Genomic DNA, 24,342 nt, shown 5'->3' on the forward strand with positions numbered 1-24,342 from the left:
GGGGTCCTGGGTCACAGGTCCGATTATCACCCGGTGTCGCGGGAACGCGGAGGGGGGGGGGGGCCCCCCCCCGGGGGCCCCGCAACCCGCAGCCGCCGGGGGCCAGGGCAGGAGGGGACCCGGCCCCGCCCCGGGCGGCGGGGCGGGGGCGGCGCCCGCCGGTCTGCCGCTTCTCGCACTCAGCCCCACGGAGCCACGCTCGCTGACGAAGTTTGCTTTCTACTGCCCTACTCCGACCGCCTCAGACGGGACGGGCGGACCGGGGAACTCCCCGAAGAGAACCGGCGGGATGAACCTTCGGACACTCGTAATTCACCTGCCGCATGGTGGGGCGCATACCACCCCGTGATCCGGCGGTGGGAAAACCTGTTCGGCCACCCTGCCCCCGCGCCTACCGAAAAGGGCCCGCGAGGCGGCATCCGGGTGACCGCTGCATTCGCCGAATGGCTCATGGGCTTTGTCCCGGGGTGGGTCACCGGAGTTCCCGGGCTCACCCGTGGCCAGCAACTCAAGGCCGTGGGCAACGCCGTGCAGCCGCAACAGGCTTACGAGGCATTCACATATCTACTTGATTACCAGGGGGACGAAGACCATGGGTAAGCGCGGAATTATTGTCGACTACGCCGGCGAGGAACTGCACCGGGGCGACCTGGTGGTGTACGGCGCCCGCCAGGGTAACCGTGTGAGGCTCGCTGACGCCGTGGTGGAGAAGGTCACCACGAAGCTTGTTGACGGCCGTCTGCGGCCCATGCTGCTGGTCAAGCCGACCGGCACCGAGAGCGGTTTCACTCGTCGTAAGAGCCTTCGCCGAGAGTGGATTTCCAGCGAGCATGTGCGGCTTGTCCTGCCGGACGTGGCGGACCTGTACGCGGACGACGAAGACAACGACTGACACGACACGGAAGGGGTCGGGGGCAACGCGCCCTCGGCCCCTTTTTGCATTTTAGGGGGATTCCATGATTGTGATCACAACGGAGCCTTTCGGCTTCTTCCTGGTCGCCGCCCTGGCCGGAGTCATCTTCTGTGCCCTGGCGCTGGCCGTAATCGTCATCTGGGGAATCGGTGGCGACGATGAGTAACCCAAACAAGGCGCGCGGGACCGCGTGGGAGAGCGCCGTTCGGGACTTCCTTAACCGCTCCCTCGGCCTGGTCGACCCCGCGGGCAAGCTTCTCGACCCGATGAACGGCGAGAACATCCGCCGAGCCGCACAGGAAGGCGCCCGGGACGTAGGCGATATCCACGCGGCCCCGTTCATTATCGAATGTAAGGATGTGAAGTCCTCGGCGGTCCCGACGTGGATTCGGCAGGGGCTTACCGAGGCGGACAACGCCGGATTCCCCCTCTCCGCCGTGGTGCACAAGCGCCGGAACTCCGGCACGGGGACGGCTCGCGTTCACTTCTCCGTGAGCACGTGGACGGCGATCCGGGATTCCCTCGGCATGCCCGTCGATGACGCCGTGTGCCTGTACGGCGCCGAGTACACCGCGCGCGGAATCGACACCGCTCGGTGGTACGTGACTATCAGCCTCGCGGATTTCGCCTATCTGCTGAGCGACATTCGGGGGGCGCATCGTGCTGTTCACTGATCTGCTCGGCCGGTTCGCCGGGGTCTCAGAGCACCAGGACGGCGGGTACACCGCTGTGTGTCCCGCACACTCCGACTCTCGGCCGAGCCTGCGAATCTGGCGGGGCGACAACGGGAAGATCCGCATCACGTGCCGCGCCGGCTGCGACACCGAAGACGTGATCCGCTCCGTCCGCCTCTCCTGGTCGGACCTGTTCGACTCGACCGGCCCCGGCGCCACGGTCACCAGTGTGCGCCCCGAGCTGGTCGTCGTGCAGCACGTCGCCGCCCTCGCCGCGTACGTCGACCGGACCCGCGCCGCCCTGGTTGACCAGGCCGACGACGCGCACGCGGGCCGGGTCGCCCTCGGGTACCTCCGGGCCCGCTTCGGAATCGACCCGGAGACGGCCGCGGATCTCCAGCTCGGTGCCGACGACGGTCACCAGGGTGGTACCTTCCCGTACCTCTCCCGCGGGTACCGGGCGTATCCCCGGCTGGTGGTGCCGCTGCTCGATTGGGACGGCAGACCCCGAGGACTACAGGGCCGGGACCTGTCCGGCGACTGCCCCGCCCGGTGGGTGTCGTTGAAGAACCCGAGGGGCCACAGGTGGACCCCGTACGGCGTGATGCGCGGGCAGGGCGGGTACGGCACGTGGCTGCTCTGCGAGGGGCCGAGCGACGCTCTCACGGCCTGCGCGGTCGGGTACGACTCGGTAGCAATCCGGGGCGCCTCGCTGTCCCACAGTCCCGAGCTGGTCGCCGAGCTTGCCGAGGGCCTGCGCGGTTCGCTGGTGATCCTCTGCGGCGACCAGGACCAGGCCGGCGAGGGCAACATCCGGCGTCTGTCGGACGGTCTCTCGGCACACGGGGTCACGGTCCTGGTGCTCGAAATCCCGCAAGGCGTAGGCGACTTGACCGAGTGGCGCGAGTCGGACCCGCCCGGGTTCGCCGCCGAGCTTCACCGCGCGGTCGCCACTGCTCGGGCCCTGCCTCGGGTCGAGCCCGCCGAACTCCGCTCCGCGGTCGCCGAGTTGGCTCCGGCTGGTGGTCTGACCGAGCGGGACGAAGCCGACGCCGTGAGCATCCTCGCCGAGCTGGTCGCCGAGTACGGCGAGTCCGACGCGATGAATGCTGCGGCCCTCGCTGCCTGGTCGAAGGGGCGCATCCGGTACGCGCCCGGAATCGGCTTTCTCACGTGGGACGGGCGGGTGTGGCTCCGCAGTGACGTTCGGGTCCGCCAGGAAATCCACCGCATGGGCGCCGCCCTGGTTCTCTCGGGCGATCAAAAGTCGGCGAAGGGCTTCACCATGACTTCGCGCATTGACGCCCTGATGACCGAGCTAAAGTCCATCCCGGGCATCTACGCGAGCGCCGATGAATTCGACTCGCGGCCCGATCTGCTCGCGTTCCGAAACGGAGTGGTGGAGCTTCGTACCGGTGAACTCCGACCACACGACCAGGCCGACCTACTGACCTACTGCCTGGATATCGACTACGTCCCCGAGGCCGAGTGCCCTCGCTGGGAAAGGTTCCTCGCCGAGGTGTTCCCGGACTCTCCGGACATGCCCACGTACCTTCGCCGCGTGATCGGATACGGGATCACCGGGCACACCCGGGAACAGATTTTCATGGTGGTGGGGTAAGGGTGCAAACGGTAAGTCGGTGTTCCTTGACGGCTTGACCGAGGTATTCCGCGCCATCACTAAGACCACGGCGTTTTCCACTTTCGAGGAACGGAAGGGAGGGGGTATCCCCAACGACCTGGCAGCGCTAAGGGCGGCACGCCTGGTCATGGCATCCGAGGGCGAGGCAGGCAAGCCGATGAGTGAAGCGATCATTAAGCGCTCGACCGGTGGCGACCTGATACAGGCGCGCTTCCTGCACCGCGAGTTCTTTGAGTTCCGGCCCGCCTTCCTGCTGCTGTTGGCGACCAACCACCGGCCCAAATTCAAGTCGCAGGATGAGGGCCTTTGGCGGCGAGTTCGGATGGTTCCTTTCGTCAGGTACTTCGCCCCGGGCGAGCGGGATTACGACCTTCCCCGAAAGCTCGCCGGCGAACGCGAGGGGATTGCAGTGTGGGCCGTTCGCGGAGCGCGCGAGTGGTACCGCGAGGGCCTGCAAGACCCGCAGGTCATCACGGGTGCAAGCCGGGAGTACCGCGAGACGTCTGACAGCCTCGCGGGCTTCCTGCCGGGCATTCTGGAGACCGCCGACGACTCCCACCAGGTTAACGGCAGCGAGGCATTCACGACCTATCTCGAATGGTGCGAGGCCGAGAACCTGCCCGCTCGGGAACGGTGGACCAGAAGGGCGTTCTATGACGCGCTAGAGGAACGAGGGGTGAGCCGAAAGAAGACTAAGAAGGGCATTGCGTTGGTCGGGCTCCGCCTCGCCGACCAGAGCCCCGACGCGAAGGGGCCAGGCATTTTCGCCGACTGAATCCGGGTCGTCTGCCTGCGGGCGGGCGGCCCGCTTTCGGCGGTTATGAAGACCTTTCGGCATGAGGTAGCCGGCGAACCGGTAACGGTCCGGGTGCCAGAGACGACAGAAGACCTGCGCGAGTTCTGGGAGTGGCTTTACCGGGTCCGGCACGCAGGCCCTATCGCGGTGGACACCGAGACGACCGGACTCAACATCTTCTCGCCCGGCTACCGGATTCGCACCGTGCAATTCGGCGACGCCCGCGACGCTTGGGTGATCCTGTGGGAGCGAGGCGGGTACTTCGAGTCCTACGCCCGGGATGCTCTGCGGCGAATCCCGGAAATGCTGATCCATAACGCCCCGTTCGACTGGCTGGTCTTGGATCGGCACGCGGGAATCCCGCTCGAAGAACTCGCGCCGAACACCACGGACACCCGGCTACTTGCCGCGCTTATCGACCCGAGGCAGCCCCAGGAAGGCGGCATAGGCGTTGGCCTGAAACCCCTTTCGGCATATTGGGTCGACCCCTCGGCGCCGGACACTCAGGCAGGGCTTACAGCGGTTTTCCGCTCGCACGGTTTGACCAAAGAGACCGGGTGGGCCGGGATTCCGCTCGAAGACCCGACGTACCTCCTGTACGCCGGACTAGACGTGATCCTGACGGCCCGTCTAGAGCCCGTCCTACGGCGCGAACATGCTCGGCTCGAAGTCCGGCCGGCTCTGGTGCCCTACGAGCACGAGATAGCCCGTATCTGCGCCGTGATGCAGCGAACCGGGCTGGTGCTGGACACCGAGTACACCACGGCCCTTGATGCCCAACTCGGCGAGGATGCACAGCACTTCGCGGCGGCAGCTCGGCGGTACGGCGTCGACAACGTGAACTCGACCGCGCAACTGTCGGCCGCCCTGGTCGGCATGGGCGAGCTGCTGACCGAGCGGACCGACTCCGGGCAACTCCGGGTCGACAAGAGCGTGTTGCACGCGCTTGCCGATCTCTCGTTGCAGGGCGAGCCGCTGGGCACCAGGACCCCGAACCCGCTCGCCGCCGCGGTGCTCAAGTCCAAGCGGGCGGGCAAGTGGCGCTCGGCGTATACGTCGACGTTCCTTGAGACCGTCGACCAGCTCGGGCGCGTCCACCCGTTCATCAACTCCCTGCAAGCCCGAACCGGCCGAATGAGCATCACGCGGCCCGCTCTCCAGACGCTCCCGAGTTCGGACCAGATGATCCGGCGTGCGCTGCTGGCGGACGAAGGGCACGTAGTCATCTCCTGTGACTTCAAGGCCGTTGAACTCCGCGTACTCGCCGCCCTGGCGGACGTGCGCAGGATGAAAGAAGCGATTAGGGACGGCCGAGACCTACACGACTTCACAGCGTCAATCCTTTTCGGCGAGGGCTTCACTCCGAAGCAGCGCAAGCTAAGCAAGAGCACCGGACTAGGAAAGGTCTACGGGGGCGGCGCGGCGACGATTGCGCGTCAGTCTGGCGTGCCTGTGGAGGACGTGCAGCGCGCTATCCGGGCGTATGACCGCCTGTACCCCGAGATTAAGCGCGCGGCCCGCAGGTGGCAGCGTGAGGCTTTCGAGACCGGAATGGTGTCTATCTCGGTCACGGGTCGCCGGCTGCCGCTCGACCGGGACCGTACGTACGCCGTAACAAACTACATGTGTCAAAGCGCGGCGAGGGACGTTCTTGGGCAGAGCCTAATCAATATCGAGGAAGCCGGATTGCTCGATATGTTGCGCCTTCCTATCCATGATGAATGCCTCTTGTCGGCTCCGGCCGGCGAGGCACAGGAGGTAGCCCGAGAGATCGAGCGGTGCATGACGTGGCCCCTGTTCGGCGTGCCGATCGAGGGCGAGGCGGAGATAGGCGGGCGGTCGTGGGGGTCGCTTTACGGCTCCGATTACTGATCTGTCAAGCGAATTCAATGCACACTCGCCGAGGCTTCGCAAGCCCCAACCTGACACCCGAGAGAATCAAAGGTTGTGCCCTGTTTGATAACGGTCTGCTTACTTCGGTGGCCGTTTCGGGGCTCTGGGCTGCCCAATCGTCACACGCCGTGAGATTTCAGATAACGAGTTGGCCGAGAGTCACGAAAGATAACGCTCATGGTGACAATCCCGAGGTTCTGTCCCGGTATGTGAGTAGCTTGCCCCGCTTTATGTGCATTGGCCGTGCGGAATTCGAAACCTAAGTTCGAATGCATCGCAGCGACCGAGTGAATGCAAACGCCCCGTCCTGCTAACCCGGGACGGGGCATTTCTATGCCCGTTTCCAAAGCAATCCAAAGCCGACAAGGGGTGAGGTCTGCCCTTTTTCAGCCCCGGCCCGGGATATCGTCCCCCTCTTCCAAGGGGGAGCCAACCCGAGGAACCGGAGCCCCCAATGATCGAGCTGTCTGCCGAGACCCTTGCCGCCGCGAAGAACAACGACATATCCGCGGTCGCCGCCGTGGTCGCCGCAACCGAAGACCTGGTGATGAGTCGAGCCCGACGGGTTGCGGGTAGCGACGTGGCGTCCGTGGACGACTACGCACAAGCCGGACGGATGGCAGTCTGGGAGGGAATCAAGCGGTTCGAGGGTGAGACCCTGGCCGAATTCGTGACGTTCATCGGCCGCTCGATCTTCGGCGCCATGGTGGATGCCCGCCGCGAAGAAATGATGCGCGGAGTAAGCCCGCATGCCGCGAAGGTCTTCGGCGAGGCCTTGGCGCAGGCAGCCGGCGACCCGTACGAGGCCGAGCAGATTGCCACGTCCGAGGCAATGGGCAAGGATCGTCTTTCCCCCGAACTCGCTTTCGCTGCTCGCCTGTCCTGGGCGGGTATGGATTCGCTGGACCGGCCGTTTAATGTTGATATCACCGGCGAATCGGTCAGCCTCGGGGACGTGGTCGCCCGCGATATCGAGATGCCCGCAGACCTGGTCGAGGCGCGCGACGTAGCAGCGCACCGCCGGAAGGTTGTCCGCGAGCGGGTTCACCTTGCCCTCGGTCGGCTGTCCGATCGCCAACGGACCGTTCTCAAGGCCGGGTTCGGGATCGCACCCATGGCGCTGTACCGCGTGGCGGTGGACGACTCCGAGCTAGCCGACGAACTCGGCGCGACCCCGGCCCAAGTACAGATGGCCCGATACAGGGGCGGGCTGCGGTTCGCCGAGGTCTACACCGAGGGGGCCCGCGAGTGCTGACCATCGAAACTGCCGACGGTGGGACGTTGGAAATCACCCGGTGTGGCCCGACGGTCGATCTGCACCTACGCGACGCCGAGGGGCGCACCGTGGCGACCGTCACCCACGCAGCCGGCTCAACTGCCCTACTTCTCTCCGGGCCCCGCTCGATCACCGGTCGGCGGATCAGTGCGCCGCCACTTCAGAACTTCCCGCGGAGTCGGGGCGCAGCGAAGGGGAGAAGCAGCAACAGGCCGTAGGCGGGGCGATCGGATGTGCCTGACGGATAGTCACTAATAGCGACTCGCCGCCCGGATGTTTGACTTTGAACTGACTGTGCGTTACATGGGCCCTCGCTTCGGCGGGGGCCCTTTTTGCATGTCCGCGTAAGTGCACGCACAAAAAATCCGTTGGCGAAATCTTTGCATCGGGCGCAACCTGAGCCGCTGGTCAACGTCATACAGGGCAAGGGGGGTGGGGGTGTGCATGCGGATGTGTTCACGTCGAAAACACAATCGGAGTAACCCCTTCCCCTGCCCGAACAGATGTTCTAAGGTGATCGCATGGTTACGCACCGTACGGAATGGCAGGTATCCACGACGATCTACGTAGCTCCCCGTAACTGCATGGGGGGCGGCGCGTGGGAGGTGTGCACAGGTGCGGGCGATCTACTCGCAGACGCCCGGGTGAGGGAGTGCGGCGACCTGCCGCCGATTCTGGAGACACAAGGGGGAGTGGTGGCGCGAGTACTCGCCGCTGTAGTGCGGTACCGGGCGTTCCGGCTGGTCGCACGGGAGACGACCAGCCGCGGAATGGTCGGCCTGACCGAGTGGCAGTATGACCCCGACTCGGGGTTGTGGCGGGCACACTGCGACCCGTGGACCGTCTGTGATTCCGGGCAGCACCGCCCGGCCGCCCCCGTGCTGGTGGTGGCAGCGTGACCACGAAGACGCGGCGCGCGTTCCTGTTGTCCCGGGACTGTGAAGACGATGCCTGGTCGACGGCGTTCCGGCTCGGCGCGGCCCTGGCCGGCTACAGCGTGACCGAGCGGTACGGCATTGCGGTCCGCCGCCTGTCCGGTCGGGGAGTCGACGGGCCCGCGTGGGGCCTGTACCTGGTTGACCGGACTCCCACGAAGCCCTACCCCGCGGAGCTGGTGTTCACTACGGTGCGTGGACGCCGCCGGACTCTACTGCCCGAGCTGGTCGCCCTCGCAGCGTAGGCACCAGGACGCGCGAAGGCCCCGCTTCCTCTGGGGGGGAGGTAGCGGGGCCGGGGCACAACGTCAGATAGTGCCGAACTCGCCTGCCTGGACGGCGGCGATGAACGATGCGAACGCATCGGCCGGGAACACCAGGGCAGGCCCCTCAGGGTCCTTGGAGTCACGGACGGGCACTCGGCCGGGATACTGCTCGGCGATCTCCACGCATCCCCCGCCATCGGTGTTGCTGTGACTGCTTTTTCGCCATTGGGCGCGTGTCAGTGCAGGTGCGGGAACGGTGCTCATGCGGGCAGTGCCTCCATTACCTCTCTGATGAGAGCTGCGGACCGACGTGGGGAAAGGGCGTGGCCCCTCAGCTCATCGTAGCTTCGCTGACGCTTTATCACGTCCTCCCGCCCTTCTAGGAGGGTGCCTGTGCTAATGCTCTCTTCGTAGGCCGCGCCGCCCCCGTCGGCGAATGTGAAGACACTTAGGCTTCCTCCGAGTAGCGGGTGTGCGCCGTGACTGAAGGGGAGCAACTGCAAGGCGCAGTACGGCGAGTCCGCTGCTCGCAGCAGCGCGGAGAGCTGCTCTCGCATGATTGCGGGGTTGCCGATGGGCCGCCGCGCAACCGACTCGTCCAGAATCATGGACAGATACGGGGGTGTGGCCGACCGCAGCAGGTCTTGCCGACTCAGCCGTGCAGCGACCAGAGCTGCAAGTTCGTCCGCCGAAGCTGTTGGTGCGCCTTCCCGTAGGAGGGTGCGAGCATAGTCGCGCGTCTGTACCAAGCCAGGCACCACATGTGCGGCGTACTCCGCGATGCGAACGGCCCGGGCTTCCAGTTCCATCCGTCGCCGGTACTTGTCCGGGTGCTGCTCGGTCCTGGCAACTCTGTAGAGCTTCGTGAAGACATCCGTACTGAACAACCTGTCGAGCGTTCCGGGAAGCTCCGGGGGCGGCATGCTCACCGCGTTCTCGATGCGGGAGATGTGACTGTCGGTCCATCCGGTTTCCTGGCCCAATCGCTCCTGGGACCAGCCGGCCAGCTCGCGACGCTCGCGCATCTCTTGCCCGAAAAGGTGCCGTGTTGATCGCTCTGGCGTCAACTCATTGATCTTTGGCATATGCCCTTTCCCCCATCGCCTAGTGCGGGAGTTGGGAGACTACCCGCCGAGGCGGCGGATGCGTAACCATTGGTGCGCAGACAGTGATGCCCTCGTATCACAGAGGATAGGTCCCCCCATGTGTCCTGATTCCCTCAAATGCCCGTGCGGTATCCCGATCACCATGACCGGACCGACTCGGGACGGAACCCCCGAATGGACTTGCGGGTGTGGTCGGTTCGGCTACGTGACCCCGCCGGGTCACCAGATTTGCCACCCAGGGGACGCCCCCGTTCAGGTCGTCGGCCGGAAGCGCATCCGCCGGAACGTGTCGGTGGCGGCGTGAAGACCGCTCGGCCCTGGGTTCGAAGGCTCGGCCACCAGATCGTTCACCCGGTGCTCACCGTTCAGCAGGCTTGGGGTATGCACCTCCAATTCACTTGGCCCGTAACCATGTTCAGCGCCCAACGCCGCGAGATCATCCGTGACGAACGGGCCGAACGTCTGGCGCTTCGAGCGGAGCTTGACCGGCGCCGCCTCGGGCTCCCGAAGGAGTGACCATGTCGTGGATCAGTGGCGGGGCGTTCGGTGACGGCGAACTCGCGCACTGGCTCGAAGACCCCGACGACCCCCCGGCGCCCCCGCCGGCCCCGGAGCGGCCCGAGGCCGACCCCCTGCCGCCGGCCTGCTGAAGGCCGCATTAGACACCCGTCCTGGCCGCCCTGCCTGGCATACCAGCGCGGTCGGGACGGGCCCAACTCCCGTCCCCTGCATGCAATTTCTCTCTCCCTTGCAGGGGGCGGGAACCCACCCCAGCGCCGTCGTCAGGGAAGGCACGGCGCTGGGTAGCTCCGGGGTCGGTCCCCGTGAGCCCCGTGCTGCCTGGGCCCACTACCAGCAGCGCGGGCCGGTCCCGTCCGTCCCATGGGTGCGCCGCCCGTGACGGGCGGGACCGTACACCTACACCCGTAAGGACCCGCCGCTGTGAAGACTTCGAACGCCGTTCTGTTTCTTGCCGGAGTCGGCGCCGGGCGCGCCGCCCTTGCCTACTGGCAGCACCGCGAGATGATCGCTCTGAAGACGGCGGCCATGCACCAGGCCATGCTGTCGGACATGGCGGCGGACCCGGCACTGACCGGTTTCTACGCGCCGTACGAGGGCGTACCCGAGGATCAGCGCGTTCGCGAGATCCATGTGAACCGGCAACTGGCCCTGCTGGAAGCCAAGTTCCGCGTGGGGCGGCTCACCCATGAAGAGCTGAAGATCAACATTTGGAACCTCGCGGAGCACCCGGCGGCCCGCGACTACTGGCAGCGGTCTGGCGAGTTCCGCCTGTATGAGGCCACCACCAGCGACCGCACCGCTCGGCGGTTCACGCAGCTCCTGAAGGAGTCGTTCGACGCGGCCGTGCACCGGCACGAGCGGCTGGCGGCGGCACTTGTGGACGCTGCACGGGAGGCCGACGCGGAGGATGAGCAGCGCCGCACTCAGCTCGCCGACGACGAGCACCAGAACGACACCGTGGCGGCCGAGGCGGAGCACCAGGGCGACAGCGAGCGTGAGTTGGCCCCCTAGACAAGCCAGCGGGGCGCAGAGGACTCGAACTCATGAAGGGGGGCAGCGTGGCAGAAAACTGGGACAGGGGAGTCGGGCGCGCAGAGCGGGAGCAGCGACGGTGGCGCGCCAGAACTGCGGAGGTAGCGCCACAGCACACGGGTACTCACTTCTACGGCCCATCGGTGGGCTCGATAGCAACCGATACCCGAGCCGGCGGGCAGCGGCATGGCATCGTGCACAACGTGGTGAGGGGCATCGCCTACCTGCGTGAGCCCGGCTCACCTGATCGCGTGTGGGACTGCCCTGTTGTTGACGTGGGACGCCCGCCGGCGGAGAGCGTCGAGCTTGCCCGGATGCTTGACCGCGGGGTGACCCTCTACCGGGAAGACGCCGAGTAGACACACAGACCCCAGCCCCGGTGACGCGACTTGGACGGACGCGGACGACCGGGGCTGGCCCTGCAAGTGCACAACGGCCCCGGGACGGACCCGTGGGCCGGCACCGCGTCAGGAGGTTCAAGATGCCCGAAATGATCTGCCCCAGTTGCTCGGGGGCCGGACAGCGTCAGGAGCAGAAGGTTTCCGTCGTCGTCAACCCGGACGGTTCGCAGAGTTCCGTGTCGGAGACCGTCGTGGTCACGTGCTCGGGCTGTGGGGGCTCCGGACGGAAGCAGTACTAGCCCATACTTGCCGCATGAGCGAAGACGCTGAGAGCACCGAGAAGCCGCCGTTCGTCGCGTTCAAGGTTCCGTGCCCCAACTGCAGCAACGGTGTGCGCACCGTGGCACGCATGGGGCTCCGGGACGGCCGGACCGGAACCGGGTACATCCCGGAGACATGCCGTGACTGCAAGGGTCGGGGATGGCTGCCTCTCGGCAACGGCGAGAAGAAGAAGCGGCCCAAGTCGGGTCACTGAGGTACAGCGCAACAAGCCCCGTCCGGGTTCGCCTGGGCTGTTCCGTGCCCGAGGCCGTTCGGGCGGCACAGTACCCTCGGGCAGGGGGCGCGTTGGCTCTGATCACGACCTATTGCCTATCGCGCCCCCTTGAGCCCCGTCCTGCTGGCCGCACCAGCTGGGCGGGGCCGTTTGGTGTTTCCACTTCCGGTGACCAGACCTTACGAGGCTAGGCGCGTCGCTAGGGTCGGTCTCGCTAGGGTCGGTCCATGGCTAGCTACTTTGTAGTACTGACGGTTCGGTGGGACCCGCCGGCGGAGCCCACCGACAGGGGCGACGTGATGGCGGTACGCAGCGTCATTGCCACGTACACCGGCACGCTGAGTACGGACGACGCGGGAGGCACCGTCGGCCATCTCTTCGAGTACGCAAAGGCCGAGGTCTGCGCCTCGGCCGACCGGGATCCGGGGGAGCAGATGTTCGTACTGCACTGGTCGGCAACTCCCAGCGATTTGGGCTGATACTCCCCGGCCCCGTCCCACTGGTGGACTCCAGTAGGACGGGGCCTACTCGTCTCCGTCGGCCTGGCCGCCGCGCTCGGTAACGAACGTGCCCCTCGGGTGGACCACGTGCAACCGCCCCTCTGCTACCAGCACGGCAATCGATCGACGCACGGTCGGCCGAGACAGCCCGTACAACTTACATAGGGCCGACTCCGAGGGGATCGCCCGTCTCGGTGCCCAGTCTCCGCGCTGGATTCGGGCACGCAGAATGCCTGCGAGCTGCTGAAACGGCGGTTCCGGTGCCTCGCGGTCGACCTGGTCGTCTGGGCCAAATTCCATGGTCAGACGGTACCGAAGCGGGGCGTCCTGGCGCACGCAAGGGGGGCGGAGCCTTTACGTCCCTTTACGTTGCTTGACGTAAAGGGCTATCGTCGCAACTGAAACGCCCCGGGACTGCGCAAACAGTCACCGGGGCACGTCCGCACAGCTATTAAGGAGCTGCCGACATGTCCAACCCTACATTCCTGGTCTGGCTCTGCGTATGGGCCGTCTGCCTAGTCGTCGCGTCCGCCCTGGCGCTGGTCATCAGCAGCACACCGGATGTCCCCACGGGACGCCACCGGGCAGGCATGCCAACGCCCAAGACCATTGAACTCCCAGTGCTCAACAGCGGATCGTTCCTGTCGCTCCCGACGCACGTGATCGAGCGCATGAAGCCCCTGGACGCCGAAGAACACGTCCCGGTTCGCCCATACGCCCCTGAGGCGGTGGAAGCCCCCGTGGCGACCCCAGAAGACCCCCGTCCGGAGCTTCCCTGCCCTGCCACGATCCGGGTGGTCCCGCTCTGGGTGGCCCGAGAGGAAGACCGACAGCAAGCGGCACGGCGACGCGCACTCGAAGCGGCATCGGCAGGACAGCCGGATCCGGGATACACCTACGCGGGTGCCCACCGGGTTCTCACTGGGGCGGTGGCGTGATGGCCAAGGCATTCGTCAAGGCCCTCCCGGACGGCACCCGACGGGGCAACACGCGGGGGCTGCTGCGGTGCGAGCGCGACGGGTGGCAGATTCTCGCCGGAGCCCGCTACGCGGTCCGCCACGCCCCCCGTACGCCGAACGACTGCCGACCGTGGACCGATGGCCTTACTCGGTTCTGGTCGCGTGACTGCTGGGCCGTCCCGCACCACCGCACCGCGAAGTAGAACCCCCTCGCCCCGTCCGGGACCAACCCGGGCGGGGCTCTCGCGGCCCTGCCGTAGAACCCCTAATCACACCTCTCCGGAGACCCGGAGGGCAACGAGTTCTGCGTCGCCGCGGCCCCGGCGTGAAGGCCCCGCCAGGGCGAGCCCTTTCGTCGTTCCGTACGGCTCGGCCGAGGTAGGGGGCCGGCCTGTGTCGAAAGGTCGAGCCGAAAGCCGTCCCGCAACCGGGCGGCGCGGTGAGATCGTGATGGCCGGTACCGGCACCGCAGGGAGTGGGGGCTCCGTTCATGGGCAACTTCGAGATCGACGAGGCGTTGGTGCGCTCCCTGCTGCGTGAGCAGCATCCGGATCTCGCCGGGCTGGACCTCCGGCCGGTGGCCGCCGGATGGGACAACCAACTGTGGCGCATCGGTGGAGAGTTGGCTGTACGTATGCCGCGCACGCCACGCGCCCCCGATCTCCTGCGCAAGGAGTGGCGGTGGCTGCCCGTCCTGGCCCCGCGCCTTCCGCTCCCGGTGCCGACCCCGGTACGGACCGGTGAACCGTCCTCGCGCTTCCCGAGGCCGTGGACCATCGCGACCTGGGTCCCCGGCGAACCGGGCGACCGCGCCCCGATCACCCGCGACGACCATGCAGCCGCCACGTTGGCGCGTTTCCTCAGGGCGCTCCACCGGAATGCGCCCGCCGGGGCGCCGGCCGGTTCGACCCGCGGCGTCCCGCTCAGGACGCGCACGCGCGAATTCGACGAGAAAGTCCACGTCATTGCCTCCAGTGACGTCGCCACTGACGTCCGGGAGGTCTGGGACGAGGCCGTCTCGGCGCCCGCGTGGGAAGACCGGCCGGTGTGGCTCCACGGAGACCTGCACCCCGCGAACGTCGTCATCTCGGACGGGACGCTCTCCGGTGTGATCGACTTCGGTGACCTCTGCGTCGGCGATCCGGCCACGGATCTCGCGGCCGCTTGGTTGCTCCTTCCCGCAGGCGCGGCTCCACGGTTCTTCGACGCGTACGCCGACGTGGACGAGACGATGATCCGGCGCGCACGGGGGTGGGCCGTCCTGCGCGCCGTCTCCCTCATCGGCATCGGCCGAGCCTGGGAGCGCGGGCTCCCGGGCGGCCAGCCGACGTGGGGGCGCGCCGGCCGGGCGGCGCTCGCCCGGGTTCTCGCAGCCGGCTGAGGGCTGTGTCACAACTGGGCAGGGCGCTCCGACAGTTCCCGGCCGGTGACGCCGGTGACACCGGTGCGGGACGGGCCGGCCCGGGAATCACGGAGTTGGTGAAGTCGTGCGTGGGGCAGCGGCCCCACGCACCGCTTCACGTGGTCACGCCCGCCGGGTCACCAGCGGTCGATGCCCATCGTGTTCGCCGCGGAGTGGATCGCGTTGTAGTGCGGGATCGACATGTCGGACTTCTTGTCCTTCGCGGGAAGGTTCCGGTCGGTCTGCCGGAACTCGTCGCGCGCCGCGGCGAGCAGGCTGGTCCCGTAGCTCACCGGCACGTCGTCCTTCCCGTGGACGGGGTGCGACTTGGCCGCCGTCTGGCTTCCGGCGTTGGCCAGGATGCTCCGGGCCTGGTTGTAGGCGGCCGGCTTGATCGTCTTGGGGTTTCGGTGCTCCGCCAGTGCACGCGCACCGGGCGCCGCCACGGCCTTCCCGGTGCCGGCGACGGCGGGGGTGGCCGGCGAAACCGGCCCGGCCGCGGCGGCGTGGGACGACGCCGGTACGGCCGCCGACAGCAGGGCGGAGGCGACGAGGGCACCGAGGACACTGATCAGACGTCGAACGTTCATGACCTGCCTAACGGCCCGGCGGCGGGCGGGTCACGGTTCGTAGCGGCACACCGGCCGGCACCTTGGGGGGCGGGTGAGGATCGACTGGCGTGCCATCCGCACCCGGACAAGGCCGAAGCGGCTCGCAGGGGGAATGCTCCCGGTCTCCGTCGTCCGGATCTCATCGGCCGGTGAGCCCGCCGACCCGGCTGACTGCCGGCCCGTCGAGTCCCAAGACCCCCGTGAAGCCGTCGACCACCTCTTCACCGCCCTCGACCCGCTCGCCCACCCCGCCCGGATGCGCGCGCTCGCCACGTGGGTGCAGGGCCTGGCCCGGAATGACGGTGACATGGGCCGACTCCGGCCGCTGCTCGGCGAGTTGGAGACCCGCGGACTGTACGGACGCAGGCTCGCCGCCTTCGCCGCGGCCATCGGAGGGAACGTCCCCTTCCTGGAGGCGCGGCTCGCGGACCCCGATGGTGCCGTCCGCGGCCATGCGCTGAAGTCCTCGCTCCGGCTGCCGGAGTGGCGCACCCTCCTCCGCGTCCTCCGCCGCCACCCCCACCCCGAGGTGCGGGAGGCGGCCCTGACGCTGACCACGGCGGCGGAGTAGCGGCAGGGGGCGGGGCGGCCGGAGCCGCGGCGTGGTGTCCCTCCATCCGGCGGTAGCCCGACGACACGCTCCTTCCCCCCGGCCCCCGCTGCCGGCGGCGTACTACTCTGCTGCTCCCTCGACATGTACCGACTCAGGGAGACGCTCACGCCATGAGGTACGAGAACGCCGCTGTCATCGAAGAGTTCAGGGCCAACGGGGGGAAGGTCGGCGGCCGCTTCACGGGGCTGGACATGGTCCTGCTCACCACCACCGGTGCGCGGACCGGCGCGTCGCACACCACTCCGCTCGCCTGCTTCACCGATGGCGACCGGCTCTTCGTCATCGCCTCCAACGGAGGGTCCGACCGGCACCCGGACTGGTACCACAACCTGGTCGCCCAGCCCGAACTCATCGTCGAGACCGGCCACGAGACCTACCGGGCGACGGCCGCACCGGTCATGGACGACGCCGAGCACGACCGGCTCTACGCGCTGGCGGAGGCCCGCCGGTCCAGGTTCGCCGAGTTCAGGGCCAGCACTGGGCGTCGCATCCCGGTGCTGACCATCGCCCGGAGCCCGGACACGGACACGGACACGGACACGGAGACGGCCACGGACACGAACACGGACTGAGCCGGAACGGGCGACGGCGCCTACGCCGGGTCCAGCAGCCGCAGGTGGGACTGGGCCAGAGCCTCCACCACGGCCGAGGCCGCGGCGTGGGTGTGCTCGTGCGAGCGCGCCTCCATCCGCAGACGCCGCCCGCGGCGAATCGGCGCAGCGCCGCGTGGCCGTCCAGCAGCACGCCCACCTGCTCGGGCGGCATCGACGTACCCGTCGTCCGCAGGTCGACGAGGACGTGCGTGGCTCAGCGCCGAACCGGCCAGCAGGGCGACCGCGGTGGCGCCACCCGGCGATCGGGGCCCGGCCGCGGCACTGCCTCCGGAGGGTCAAGGGCAGCGGGACGGTCCGGCGGGGTGCGTCAGTCCTCGTCCGCCAGGGCCGCGTCGATGGCGGCCTCGGCGTGGAGGCGGGCCGTCGGGAAGACCGGGACGGGGCTGTCCTGCGGACCGATCAGCAGCTCGATCTCGGTGCACCCCAGGATCACGCCCTCGGCGCCGGCGGCGACCAGTTCTTCGATCACCCGGCGGTAGGCCGCGCGGGACTCCTCCCGGACGATGCCGAGGCACAGCTCCTCGTAGATGACCCGGTGCACCAGGGCGCGGCCGGCCGCGTCGGGGACGACGACGTCGAGGCCGTTCGCTTCGAGGCGGCCCCGGTAGAAGTCCTGCTCCATGGTGAACGCCGTGCCCAGCAGGCCGATCCGGCGCAGCCCCGCCGACCGGACGGCGCCGGCGGTCGCGTCGGCCAGGTGCAGCAGGGGGACCGACACCGCCGCCGCCACCTGGTCGGCCACCCGGTGCATGGTGTTGGTGCAGATCAGCAGCAACTCGGCGCCGGCCGCCTCCAGGGACCGGGCGGCCCCGGCGAGGATCTCGCCCGCCTCCGTCCAGCGGCCCTCGGCCTGGAGCTGCTCGATGGCGGCGAAGTCCACCGAGTACAGCACCAGTTGGGCGGAGTGCAGACCGCCGAGGCGCTCGCGGGTCAGCTCGTTCAGCCGCCGGTAGTACTCGGCGGTGGACTCCCAGCTCATGCCACCGATCAGGCCCAGTGTCCTCATGGGGTCATGTATAACCCGCGAAATGCGCTGAGGGCAAAGCTGCGGTGGCGCGGGGTCGCAGGAGCGGCTCGCCAACAAAGCCGGCGAGCCGTCATGCACGATCGGGGCTAGAACGATCCCATCCGCTCCAGGTATTCGATGGAGCTGATTTGTCGGGAGGCGGACACCGCGGATCCGATCTGCGCCTCGCTCATTCCGAGAGTGAGGTGCGCGTCAGGGGCCACCTTCACGTCGAACTCCATGCTCCTGAAGGTCTGGACCCAGGTCTGCCATTCCTGCCTGGTCTGGGTGAATTCCCGATGGAGCTGGGCCCAGTCCTGTGATGTCCTCGCCGCGTCGAGATCTCCCTCCACGTGCGTGAAGTATTCGTGTGCGGACAGCCAAGGCTTGGTCACCACGTCGAGCGGGCTCGTCAGCGAGCCGAGTTCGGCCGCAAACTGATTGGCGTTCTGGGCCGCTTTCTGAAGGGTGACGATGTCGTCGTTGAACTCGTTGATCTGCCCGCGCAGGGCCTCGATCTGGCCTTTGAGCTCGGTGATCTTTATCGAGGCGAGCGTGACGATCGTCACTGAGCCCCCGACCGCGGCAACAGCGGGTATCAGAAGGAAAAGGCTCATACCGCCGGTGGCCGGGGCGAGGGCGATTGCCAGCACGCCCATGAGGATGCCGCCGAGCGTGCCGAGTGATCCGCCGACGATGGGCGCCACCTGGCCTGAAATTTCACCCTCAAGTGCGGTGATATTGCTGTTCAGGGACGTAACCTTGGCCCGGTCCGCCCCCTGGGTCCTGACGGCTTTGTCCGCGATACCCGTCAGTGTGCCCGCATCGGCTGCGAAGATCCCGGCCTGGCCCTGGAGACTCCCCACCATTGCGGACGCCTGCGCACGGTATCCTTCGAAACAGTCGCGAAGTGTGCTCACCCGGTCTCTCAGGAGGGCTTCTGTCCTCTTGTCTCCGGGATTGGCGGAAAGCCGGTCGGCGAATTCCACGATCTCCCCCAGGTAGGGGAGGACAATCAGGTCGGAGTCGCTGGAGAGGCCCCTGGGCATGCTGGCGAGCTGCTTCATCGTCGAGTTGGCCCAGGCACGCCGGCGCGGCCGTCCGCTGCGGAAGCTGGAGAGACGACGCCCCGGAATCCGATTCCCGGCCCGGCGGCGGATCGGCCTCTGCACAGTCGGACTGGCGGCCCAATTGATATCACGGCCGTGCGGCGCCTGGAAGGGAAAGCTTTCGGCCAGCACGGGCGGGCGGTACGGCCTGGGTGAATGATCTTTTTCGGCCAGCTGCCGACCGGCCGGGGTGCCGCGTCGATTGTGACCGGTCCGACAGTCCGCAGGGGTTGGATTCGCTCTCGGCCCACCGGCCTGCGGCCCATTGCGATCGTGCACGTGCGGCCTCGCGCAATACGGCCACGGTGTGCGGCTTATGGCCGCGGTGAAGGTTTTGCCGCGAGGGGACCGAAAGCTTCAGACGGAGCCCGCCCGGCCACCCCGGGCCACAGCCCGGAGCGGCCCGGGGCCGACGGGGCCGGCCCTGGTGGGGGCGCGCTGTGCGGGATCAGGCGGCCCGCTCATGGGCGAGAGCGGCGCGGAGGCCGGCGGCCACCTTCATCATCGTCGAGGGTGAGAGGGCGCCTCGGTCCTCTTCGAGGTCGCTGCGGTGGAGCAACGCGATGTCGTCGCACAGGACGTGGCCGACCAGCGGGTCGGCCGCCGTGAGCCGGACGATGCTGGGCAGGTCGGGCTTGACGCTCGCGGTCAGTCGAACGGCGAGGCAGTCCGACAGCGCACGGTTGCGGGCGTTGTCGGAAACGACGAGCCAGGGCTTCCGGCCTGTGCCGATGTCGGCCATGTAGACCCGGCTAGACCCGGCCTGGCACGGGGACGCGATCTCTGAACCCACAGTGACTCAGTCCCCCCGGTGGGCCGCGCGGGTGCGCACGGCTCGGCGGTCGGCGCGGTCCTCGTCGTCCTCGGCCGCTGCCAGGGCGGCATATCCGCCGATCATGACCTGCTTGGTGACGGCAGCCCGCCCGGCCAGGAGGAGGGCGTGCGGGGTCTCCGCCTCGGAGGCGTCGTCGGGCAGCAGCATCCCGGTCACTTGGCTGAGTGCCTCGTGTTCGGGCGTGCCCGGCGTGCGCAGCTGCTGGAGGTGGACCTGGTCCTCGTCGGTCAACGGGACGCTCTTGCGGATCCTCACCTTGGTCACATGTCGTGCGGCAGTCTGTGCTGCGTGGTAAGCGGCAAGGCAAGCAGCATGGCTGCGGCCGTCGTCGGACCGGGATCTTCCGTGATCTTTCAGCCCTCGCGGGGGATGCGGTGGTGCCAGTCGCGGGTGAAGAGCAGGCCGCCGGCTTCGAAGGCGCTGACATGGCAGTGGACGATGAAGTGGGTGGCGTCGCAGCGGAGTTCGGTGCGGGTCTGGACGGTGGTGTCCCAGCCGATGTCGGGGCGTTCCAGGCGGACGCTGTGGTCGGTGCGGGCCTGGGCGCTCAGGGGGGCGGCGGTGAGGACACGGTAGGCGGTGACGCTGTGCTCGTCGCGGACCAGGCCGTCGGGGTGGGTGCGGGTGCCGTCGGTGGCGGGGGAGAGTTCGACGCGCCATTCGTGGCGGCCGATGTCGTGGAGGGCGAGGCGTTCGGGGCGGGCGGTGAGCGGCTCGGTGACGTGGAGGTGGATCGGGTCGGGGAGGGCGGGGCGCTCGACGGTGAGGGGGGCGGCGCCCGCGTCGGCGGCGAGGTGGCGGACGGGGAGGGTGAGGGTGCTGCGGGAGGGGTCGAGGTCGAAGCCCGTCGCCCCGGGGGTGGGCCAGATCCACGGCCAGTAGGCGGAGGAGAGGGCGAGCCGGAGGCGGTGGCCGGCCGGGACGGTGTGGCCGGTGGCGGAGAGTTCCACGGTGGCGTCCGCGGGAGCACCGGCCGGCACGTCGGCGGACGGGGGGAGCGCCAGGACGCCCCGGCTGAGCAGGGTGGAGGTGCCGTCCGGGGTCACGTCGCAGAGCCGGGCGACGATCAGGCCGCCGCCCGACCTCGCCTCGCCCGGCCTCGCCTCGCCCGGGCGCAGCCGCAGCCGCAGGGACGGCAGACCGAGGAGTTCCAGCGGCTCCGGCAGCGGCTGGGAGTCGAAGCAGACCGAGCGCCCGTCCTCCTCGCGCTGGTCGGACGGCCGGTCGGCGGGACGCCCGAGCGGGATGTACGCCCCGGCGTTCAGGCCGGTGTGCTGGGGCGACCGGACCCGGACGAAGCGGTCGTCGGACGCCGTGCCGGCGGCGCGCAGCGGTCCGTCGAGGCCGTAGTGGATGTCGCGGACGTCGGGGGAGGGCCAGAGGTCGTCGCCGGCCCAGCGGGTGCTGATCCAGCTGCGCAGGGCGGGGCCTGCGAGGATGCCGGTGTCGATGTCCTTCAGCCAGTGGTCCCACCAGCGCAGCGTGTCCGGGAGGGCGTCGTCGGGCAGCCCGTGCGGCCAGGGGCCGACCAGGGCCCGGACGGGGACCGGGGCGGCGGACTCGTCGAGCAGGCGCAGCACCAGGGAGCAGGACGGGTCGTCCCAGCCCGCGACGGCGAGGGTGGGGACGGCGGCGGTGAGGCGGGCCGGTTCGTCCCGCCCCCGCGGCGCGAGCCAGGCCTCGACGGGCGGCTCCAGGGCGTTCAGCCGCGCGAGCCACATCGCCCGCCAGCCGTCGCCGACGTAGCGAGGGTCGGGCGGCCGGGCCGCGCCCGCGAGCAGGGCGGTGAGGCGGGCGTGCAGGCCGGCGGCGAGGACGGCGCCGCCGAGGCGGTGTCCGCCGTCGGGGCAGGCGGTGACGACGGCCCGCACGGCGTCCGGGGCGAGGGCGGCCAGCCGCAGGGCGGTGGTGCCGGCCCGGCCGTGGCCGAACAGGCCGACGCGGCCGCTGCACCACGGCCGTGCGGCGAGCAGGCGGATCACCTCGACGCCGTCGGCGAGCGCCGCCTCGGAGTGTTCGTCCCCGGGCAGGCCGCCGGAGTTGCCGTGGCCGCGGAGGTCGACGCGGACGGAGGCGTAGCCGTGGCCCGCGTACCAGGGGTGGCGGCGGGAGTCCTCGGCGGCCGTCCAGTCGGTGAGGCGGCCGGCGGAGTACTCCAGGAGCACGGGGACGGGCGCGTCGTCCAGCGGGCGCCAGACCCGGGCGTACAGCTCGGTGCCGTCGGACAGCGGGATGCGCAGGTCCTCGCGGGTGATGGGCCGGGGGTGCGACCGGCCGGCGGCGGGGGGAAGGGGCGAAGGCATGGCGGCTCCCAGCGATTCCCAGGGCTTCCCAGGGCTCCCGGTGCGTCGCGGCGGCTCCCGGCGGCTCCCGGTCGGCGCCCCGTGGTGCGGGCGGGTGGTGGGCCCGCCCGCACCGCGGGCGTCAGCATTCCGACAGTAGGCGACGAGGCCGCCGATTTCCTGGTGAGCCTTCCCGGCGGGCGCCGGGAGCGGGCCCTAGCCTCCGCGTTTCGGTTGGGGTTGGCTGAGCTGGGTTGCTCTTCCGGGCCGGTCGCGATGAGGCTGCTGGCGAGTGCGGGCGTGCCGGGGGCCCGTCGCGTGGGTCGGGTGCTCCTGTGGGTCCTCGGGTCGTGGGCGGGCAGTGGCGGTTCCGTCGGTCAGGTGGCCGGTCGGGGCAGGGCGACGAGGCGGTTGAACGCGGCGGTCAGTTCGTGGCGCCAGGGCCAGGTGGCGGCGATCCGCAGGTGTAGGCGTCGGGCTCCGCGGGTGATGCGTGCGGCGGTGTGGAGAAGCCGGTAGCGGAGCTTCTTCGGTTCGGCGGTGGCCAGTTCGCCGTCCAGCAGCAGGGTCCGGGTCCAGGCGAGCAGGTCGATCGCGGTCAGGGACAGCTCCAGCCAGACCTGGTTGATGTGGAAGTGGCGGGAGGGGAAGCGGCCGAAGCCGGTGGTCTTGCCGCTGGGGGTACCCCCGGACGGAGTCTGGGGGAGGATGTGGTCCTCGACCCGGGCGTGGGCCCGGTGGCGGACCTCCAGATGCTGGATCGAGCCGCCGCCGGCGACGGGGGTGTCGGTGAGGAAGACCTGGTGGCGCATGCCTTCGTTCTGGTCGAAGAGGGACAGCTGGGTTCCTGGGTGGGGGCGCTCGCGGCGGACGATGATGCGGGTGTCGTCCGGGTGTCCGGTGAGGTCGACCAGGCCGGTCAGCTCGGCGACTTCGGCGCCGACGCGCAGGGAGCCGTCCTGTTCCAGTGCGGGGTGCCAGACCTGTTCGGGCAGGGCGCGGATGGCTTTTCGGACGGGGTCGGTGACGGCGTGTCCGACGGAGAAGGTGGTCCGGATCCCGCGCTGTCGCAGTCCTCGCAGGTGGGCCAGGAAGGCCTTGGCGCTGCCCGCGCTGTCGGCGCGGACGAGGACCGGGGTGCCGTGGCGGTGGGCGTCGGGGATCTGGGCGAGGGCCTGGTCGATGACGGTGATGTGGTCGGTGGCGGTGTTCGCTCCGGCGTTGCCCGGCCGCAGGAGACCTGCGAGGGCTTCGCCGGTGTTGTCCAGGAAGCACAGCGGCGGGTGGTAGCCGAAGCCGCGTTTGTAGGTGGGGCGGCCTGTTCCTTCTCGGAGTGGCAGGTGACCAGGGTGGCGTCGATGTCCAGGACCAGGCCCGGAAGTTCACGTCCTCCGGCGTGCGAGGCGGGTATGTCGCGTCCGGTCTCGGAGGCCTGCAGCCAGGCGACCTCGCGGGCCGTGGCCCGCGCTGCCCGTAGGGCGTTCAGGGCTGCGGTGTCGATGCCGGACAGGACTCGCCAGGCGGTGGGGGTGGAGGCGACGGGGCCGAACACGTCGCGCTGGTCGCGCAGCACGACCAGGTCGGCGATCGCCTCGCCGCCGTCGGCGAGCATCACCGCCAGGTCCACCGCGACACGGCCGGGATCGTGCCCGGTGCCGCGAGGCCGCAGCCGGCGCGGGGCGTCGGAGAAGGCACCGGTCAGGGTGGCGGCGTCGGCGAGATCCGCGAGTAGGCGCGAGCCGGCGTGGTTGACCACTCCGTGCCCGTCGGCGCTGATGACGAGCTTGGGGCGTGAGCGGGTAGGGTGCACGCAGAAAGTGCCTTCCTGCTGGAACGACTGGGACCTTAGACAAGCCTCATCGTTGCAGCTCAGAAGGCACTTTCGCTTTTCCGATCATGATCCGGACGCGACCCCGGATGAAACGCGCAGGCTAGGCGCGCTCACGCTGCGTTCGCCGGACAACCCCGCGAGCGTCACCTACCGGGCCAGCGCTCTCCGCGTCGACGACCGCGAGCAGGCCGGCCAGGACGGCCGGTTCACCATCGACACCGTCGAATCGATCGGCTGGTACGGAAGGTTCAGCGGCACCACCCCCGCCCGGATTCTCCACGCCGCATCCAAGGCGATGCTCGACCCCAGCCCTGTTCCACGCTACCGGGACGCGCTCGCCTACTACGCCAAGCAGACGGCGACGATCAGACCGATCACCCAGCCTGCACCAAGCCCCTTGGACGTTCAACGCATGGCCGCACGGCTGCGCTCGGTCACCGCCCCGCCCTCGAGCGCGGTGCCGGTCTCACCATGGAGCGTCGTGTGGACCTCCACCACGCCCGCTGCCCGGCGCCGCTGAACCACCGCGGCGGCTGACGGCCCGCTCCCGGACGAGGAGTACACACGGCCCGGTGCCGACTGCCGTGCGCGGGCGGCAACGCCCCGTTCCATGGCCCCCCGATCCATG

Annotated in this window: 26 protein-coding genes and 1 pseudogene; 17 read left to right on the forward strand and 10 right to left on the reverse strand. The window is 69.0% G+C overall.

Annotation, left to right across the window (positions count from 1 at the left end; genetic code table 11):
• Window positions 1–592: 592 nt before the first annotated feature.
• The 8 genes from ACIQIB_RS16475 (at window position 593) to ACIQIB_RS16510 (ending at window position 8,374) form a co-directional block, all read left to right on the forward strand.
• Complete coding sequence (locus ACIQIB_RS16475) at window positions 593–892, forward strand: hypothetical protein (protein WP_400758562.1); 300 nt, start codon at window positions 593–595, stop codon at window positions 890–892.
• 64 nt (window positions 893–956) lie between these two features.
• Window positions 957–1,079, forward strand: coding sequence for a hypothetical protein (locus ACIQIB_RS16480; protein WP_400758564.1), 123 nt, complete (start codon window positions 957–959; stop codon window positions 1,077–1,079).
• The gene (locus ACIQIB_RS16485) at window positions 1,072–1,587 is read left to right on the forward strand and encodes a hypothetical protein (RefSeq protein WP_400758566.1); all 516 of its coding nucleotides are present in this window, start codon (window positions 1,072–1,074) and stop codon (window positions 1,585–1,587) included. The genes ACIQIB_RS16480 and ACIQIB_RS16485 overlap by 8 nt, the downstream gene beginning before the upstream one ends.
• 157 nt (window positions 1,588–1,744) lie before the next feature.
• Window positions 1,745–3,208, forward strand: a complete 1,464-nt coding sequence (locus tag ACIQIB_RS16490) for a toprim domain-containing protein (RefSeq protein ID WP_400758568.1) — start codon at window positions 1,745–1,747, stop codon at window positions 3,206–3,208.
• 34 nt (window positions 3,209–3,242) lie between these two features.
• A complete protein-coding gene (locus ACIQIB_RS16495) occupies window positions 3,243–4,004 on the forward strand; it encodes a phage/plasmid primase, P4 family (RefSeq protein WP_400758569.1) in 762 nt (253 codons plus the stop codon).
• Between the two features lie 45 nt (window positions 4,005–4,049).
• The gene (locus ACIQIB_RS16500; RefSeq protein WP_400758570.1) at window positions 4,050–5,897 is read left to right on the forward strand and encodes a DNA polymerase; all 1,848 of its coding nucleotides are present in this window, start codon (window positions 4,050–4,052) and stop codon (window positions 5,895–5,897) included.
• A gap of 475 nt (window positions 5,898–6,372) precedes the next feature.
• Complete coding sequence (locus ACIQIB_RS16505) at window positions 6,373–7,173, forward strand: sigma-70 family RNA polymerase sigma factor (protein WP_400758571.1); 801 nt, start codon at window positions 6,373–6,375, stop codon at window positions 7,171–7,173.
• 916 nt (window positions 7,174–8,089) lie between these two features.
• Complete coding sequence (locus ACIQIB_RS16510) at window positions 8,090–8,374, forward strand: hypothetical protein (protein WP_400758573.1); 285 nt, start codon at window positions 8,090–8,092, stop codon at window positions 8,372–8,374.
• 63 nt (window positions 8,375–8,437) lie between these two features.
• On the opposite strand, the gene ACIQIB_RS16515 is transcribed toward ACIQIB_RS16510, so the two are convergent.
• Window positions 8,438–8,659 (reverse strand): DUF397 domain-containing protein, encoded by a 222-nt coding sequence (locus ACIQIB_RS16515; RefSeq protein WP_400758575.1) that lies wholly within the window; start codon window positions 8,657–8,659, stop codon window positions 8,438–8,440.
• On the reverse strand, window positions 8,656–9,480 hold the full coding sequence (locus ACIQIB_RS16520; RefSeq protein ID WP_400758577.1) for a helix-turn-helix domain-containing protein: 825 nt from the start codon (window positions 9,478–9,480) through the stop codon (window positions 8,656–8,658). The genes ACIQIB_RS16515 and ACIQIB_RS16520 overlap by 4 nt, the downstream gene beginning before the upstream one ends.
• A gap of 539 nt (window positions 9,481–10,019) precedes the next feature.
• On the opposite strand from ACIQIB_RS16520, the gene ACIQIB_RS16525 reads away from it, so the two are divergent.
• The 4 genes from ACIQIB_RS16525 (at window position 10,020) to ACIQIB_RS16540 (ending at window position 12,431) form a co-directional block, all read left to right on the forward strand.
• Entirely contained in the window at window positions 10,020–10,151 is a 132-nt protein-coding gene (locus ACIQIB_RS16525) for a hypothetical protein (protein WP_400758579.1), read from the forward strand.
• Window positions 10,152–10,443: 292 nt separating this feature from the next.
• Complete coding sequence (locus tag ACIQIB_RS16530; protein WP_400758581.1) at window positions 10,444–11,034, forward strand: DUF6082 family protein; 591 nt, start codon at window positions 10,444–10,446, stop codon at window positions 11,032–11,034.
• Window positions 11,035–11,709: 675 nt separating this feature from the next.
• The gene (locus tag ACIQIB_RS16535) at window positions 11,710–11,931 is read left to right on the forward strand and encodes a hypothetical protein (protein WP_400758584.1); all 222 of its coding nucleotides are present in this window, start codon (window positions 11,710–11,712) and stop codon (window positions 11,929–11,931) included.
• A 248-nt stretch (window positions 11,932–12,179) separates the two neighbouring features.
• Window positions 12,180–12,431 carry a hypothetical protein gene (locus ACIQIB_RS16540; protein WP_400758586.1) on the forward strand — a complete coding sequence of 84 codons (252 nt, stop codon included), beginning with the start codon at window positions 12,180–12,182 and terminating at the stop codon, window positions 12,429–12,431.
• Between the two features lie 45 nt (window positions 12,432–12,476).
• On the opposite strand, the gene ACIQIB_RS16545 is transcribed toward ACIQIB_RS16540, so the two are convergent.
• Window positions 12,477–12,752 (reverse strand): GntR family transcriptional regulator, encoded by a 276-nt coding sequence (locus ACIQIB_RS16545; protein ID WP_400758588.1) that lies wholly within the window; start codon window positions 12,750–12,752, stop codon window positions 12,477–12,479.
• Window positions 12,753–13,389: 637 nt separating this feature from the next.
• On the opposite strand from ACIQIB_RS16545, the gene ACIQIB_RS16550 reads away from it, so the two are divergent.
• Complete coding sequence (locus ACIQIB_RS16550; protein WP_400758590.1) at window positions 13,390–13,614, forward strand: hypothetical protein; 225 nt, start codon at window positions 13,390–13,392, stop codon at window positions 13,612–13,614.
• A gap of 287 nt (window positions 13,615–13,901) precedes the next feature.
• The gene (locus ACIQIB_RS16555; RefSeq protein WP_400656546.1) at window positions 13,902–14,792 is read left to right on the forward strand and encodes an aminoglycoside phosphotransferase family protein; all 891 of its coding nucleotides are present in this window, start codon (window positions 13,902–13,904) and stop codon (window positions 14,790–14,792) included.
• A gap of 158 nt (window positions 14,793–14,950) precedes the next feature.
• Here ACIQIB_RS16555 and ACIQIB_RS16560 read toward each other — a convergent pair whose 3' ends face one another.
• On the reverse strand, window positions 14,951–15,403 hold the full coding sequence (locus ACIQIB_RS16560; RefSeq protein WP_400656543.1) for a hypothetical protein: 453 nt from the start codon (window positions 15,401–15,403) through the stop codon (window positions 14,951–14,953).
• Between the two features lie 133 nt (window positions 15,404–15,536).
• On the opposite strand from ACIQIB_RS16560, the gene ACIQIB_RS16565 reads away from it, so the two are divergent.
• Window positions 15,537–15,995, forward strand: coding sequence for a hypothetical protein (locus ACIQIB_RS16565; RefSeq protein ID WP_363615007.1), 459 nt, complete (start codon window positions 15,537–15,539; stop codon window positions 15,993–15,995).
• Between the two features lie 152 nt (window positions 15,996–16,147).
• Window positions 16,148–16,609 (forward strand): nitroreductase/quinone reductase family protein, encoded by a 462-nt coding sequence (locus tag ACIQIB_RS16570; RefSeq protein ID WP_400758592.1) that lies wholly within the window; start codon window positions 16,148–16,150, stop codon window positions 16,607–16,609.
• A 349-nt stretch (window positions 16,610–16,958) separates the two neighbouring features.
• Here the strand turns inward: ACIQIB_RS16570 and ACIQIB_RS16575 are convergent, their stop codons facing one another.
• The 6 genes and pseudogenes from ACIQIB_RS16575 to ACIQIB_RS16600 form a co-directional block, all read right to left on the reverse strand.
• Window positions 16,959–17,657, reverse strand: a complete 699-nt coding sequence (locus tag ACIQIB_RS16575; RefSeq protein ID WP_363615011.1) for an aspartate/glutamate racemase family protein — start codon at window positions 17,655–17,657, stop codon at window positions 16,959–16,961.
• 107 nt (window positions 17,658–17,764) lie between these two features.
• Window positions 17,765–18,898 carry a hypothetical protein gene (locus tag ACIQIB_RS16580; RefSeq protein WP_400758594.1) on the reverse strand — a complete coding sequence of 378 codons (1,134 nt, stop codon included), beginning with the start codon at window positions 18,896–18,898 and terminating at the stop codon, window positions 17,765–17,767.
• A gap of 316 nt (window positions 18,899–19,214) precedes the next feature.
• Window positions 19,215–19,508 (reverse strand): type II toxin-antitoxin system PemK/MazF family toxin, encoded by a 294-nt coding sequence (locus ACIQIB_RS16585; RefSeq protein WP_400758596.1) that lies wholly within the window; start codon window positions 19,506–19,508, stop codon window positions 19,215–19,217.
• 57 nt (window positions 19,509–19,565) lie between these two features.
• Window positions 19,566–19,865 (reverse strand): hypothetical protein, encoded by a 300-nt coding sequence (locus ACIQIB_RS16590; RefSeq protein WP_400758598.1) that lies wholly within the window; start codon window positions 19,863–19,865, stop codon window positions 19,566–19,568.
• 89 nt (window positions 19,866–19,954) lie between these two features.
• Window positions 19,955–21,904 carry a CocE/NonD family hydrolase gene (locus ACIQIB_RS16595; RefSeq protein ID WP_400758600.1) on the reverse strand — a complete coding sequence of 650 codons (1,950 nt, stop codon included), beginning with the start codon at window positions 21,902–21,904 and terminating at the stop codon, window positions 19,955–19,957.
• 356 nt (window positions 21,905–22,260) lie between these two features.
• Window positions 22,261–23,693: pseudogene (locus tag ACIQIB_RS16600) on the reverse strand (IS1380 family transposase).
• A gap of 52 nt (window positions 23,694–23,745) precedes the next feature.
• On the opposite strand from ACIQIB_RS16600, the gene ACIQIB_RS16605 reads away from it, so the two are divergent.
• The gene (locus ACIQIB_RS16605) at window positions 23,746–24,234 is read left to right on the forward strand and encodes a hypothetical protein (protein WP_400758602.1); all 489 of its coding nucleotides are present in this window, start codon (window positions 23,746–23,748) and stop codon (window positions 24,232–24,234) included.
• Window positions 24,235–24,342 lie beyond the last annotated feature (108 nt).

It is taken from the genome of Kitasatospora sp. NPDC092286 (assembly GCF_044755565.1).
Classification (GTDB): Bacteria; Actinomycetota; Actinomycetes; order Streptomycetales; family Streptomycetaceae; genus Kitasatospora.

Bases quoted from the DNA above. Each gene is read 5' to 3' on its own strand.
- ACIQIB_RS16570 (WP_400758592.1), top strand. From the start codon at position 16,148: ATGAGGTACGAGAACGCCGCTGTCATCGAAGAGTTCAGGGCCAACGGG.
- ACIQIB_RS16475 (WP_400758562.1), top strand. From the start codon at position 593: ATGGGTAAGCGCGGAATTATTGTCGACTACGCCGGCGAGGAACTGCAC.
- ACIQIB_RS16525 (WP_400758579.1), top strand. From the start codon at position 10,020: ATGTCGTGGATCAGTGGCGGGGCGTTCGGTGACGGCGAACTCGCGCAC.
- ACIQIB_RS16535 (WP_400758584.1), top strand. From the start codon at position 11,710: ATGAGCGAAGACGCTGAGAGCACCGAGAAGCCGCCGTTCGTCGCGTTC.
- ACIQIB_RS16485 (WP_400758566.1), top strand. From the start codon at position 1,072: ATGAGTAACCCAAACAAGGCGCGCGGGACCGCGTGGGAGAGCGCCGTT.
- ACIQIB_RS16545 (WP_400758588.1), bottom strand. From the start codon at position 12,752: ATGGAATTTGGCCCAGACGACCAGGTCGACCGCGAGGCACCGGAACCG.
- ACIQIB_RS16555 (WP_400656546.1), top strand. From the start codon at position 13,902: ATGGGCAACTTCGAGATCGACGAGGCGTTGGTGCGCTCCCTGCTGCGT.
- ACIQIB_RS16575 (WP_363615011.1), bottom strand. From the start codon at position 17,657: ATGAGGACACTGGGCCTGATCGGTGGCATGAGCTGGGAGTCCACCGCC.
- ACIQIB_RS16560 (WP_400656543.1), bottom strand. From the start codon at position 15,403: ATGAACGTTCGACGTCTGATCAGTGTCCTCGGTGCCCTCGTCGCCTCC.
- ACIQIB_RS16505 (WP_400758571.1), top strand. From the start codon at position 6,373: ATGATCGAGCTGTCTGCCGAGACCCTTGCCGCCGCGAAGAACAACGAC.
- ACIQIB_RS16500 (WP_400758570.1), top strand. From the start codon at position 4,050: ATGAAGACCTTTCGGCATGAGGTAGCCGGCGAACCGGTAACGGTCCGG.
- ACIQIB_RS16565 (WP_363615007.1), top strand. From the start codon at position 15,537: ATGCTCCCGGTCTCCGTCGTCCGGATCTCATCGGCCGGTGAGCCCGCC.
- ACIQIB_RS16595 (WP_400758600.1), bottom strand. From the start codon at position 21,904: ATGCCTTCGCCCCTTCCCCCCGCCGCCGGCCGGTCGCACCCCCGGCCC.
- ACIQIB_RS16540 (WP_400758586.1), top strand. From the start codon at position 12,180: ATGGCTAGCTACTTTGTAGTACTGACGGTTCGGTGGGACCCGCCGGCG.
- ACIQIB_RS16585 (WP_400758596.1), bottom strand. From the start codon at position 19,508: ATGGCCGACATCGGCACAGGCCGGAAGCCCTGGCTCGTCGTTTCCGAC.
- ACIQIB_RS16480 (WP_400758564.1), top strand. From the start codon at position 957: ATGATTGTGATCACAACGGAGCCTTTCGGCTTCTTCCTGGTCGCCGCC.
- ACIQIB_RS16550 (WP_400758590.1), top strand. From the start codon at position 13,390: ATGGCCAAGGCATTCGTCAAGGCCCTCCCGGACGGCACCCGACGGGGC.
- ACIQIB_RS16520 (WP_400758577.1), bottom strand. From the start codon at position 9,480: ATGCCAAAGATCAATGAGTTGACGCCAGAGCGATCAACACGGCACCTT.
- ACIQIB_RS16515 (WP_400758575.1), bottom strand. From the start codon at position 8,659: ATGAGCACCGTTCCCGCACCTGCACTGACACGCGCCCAATGGCGAAAA.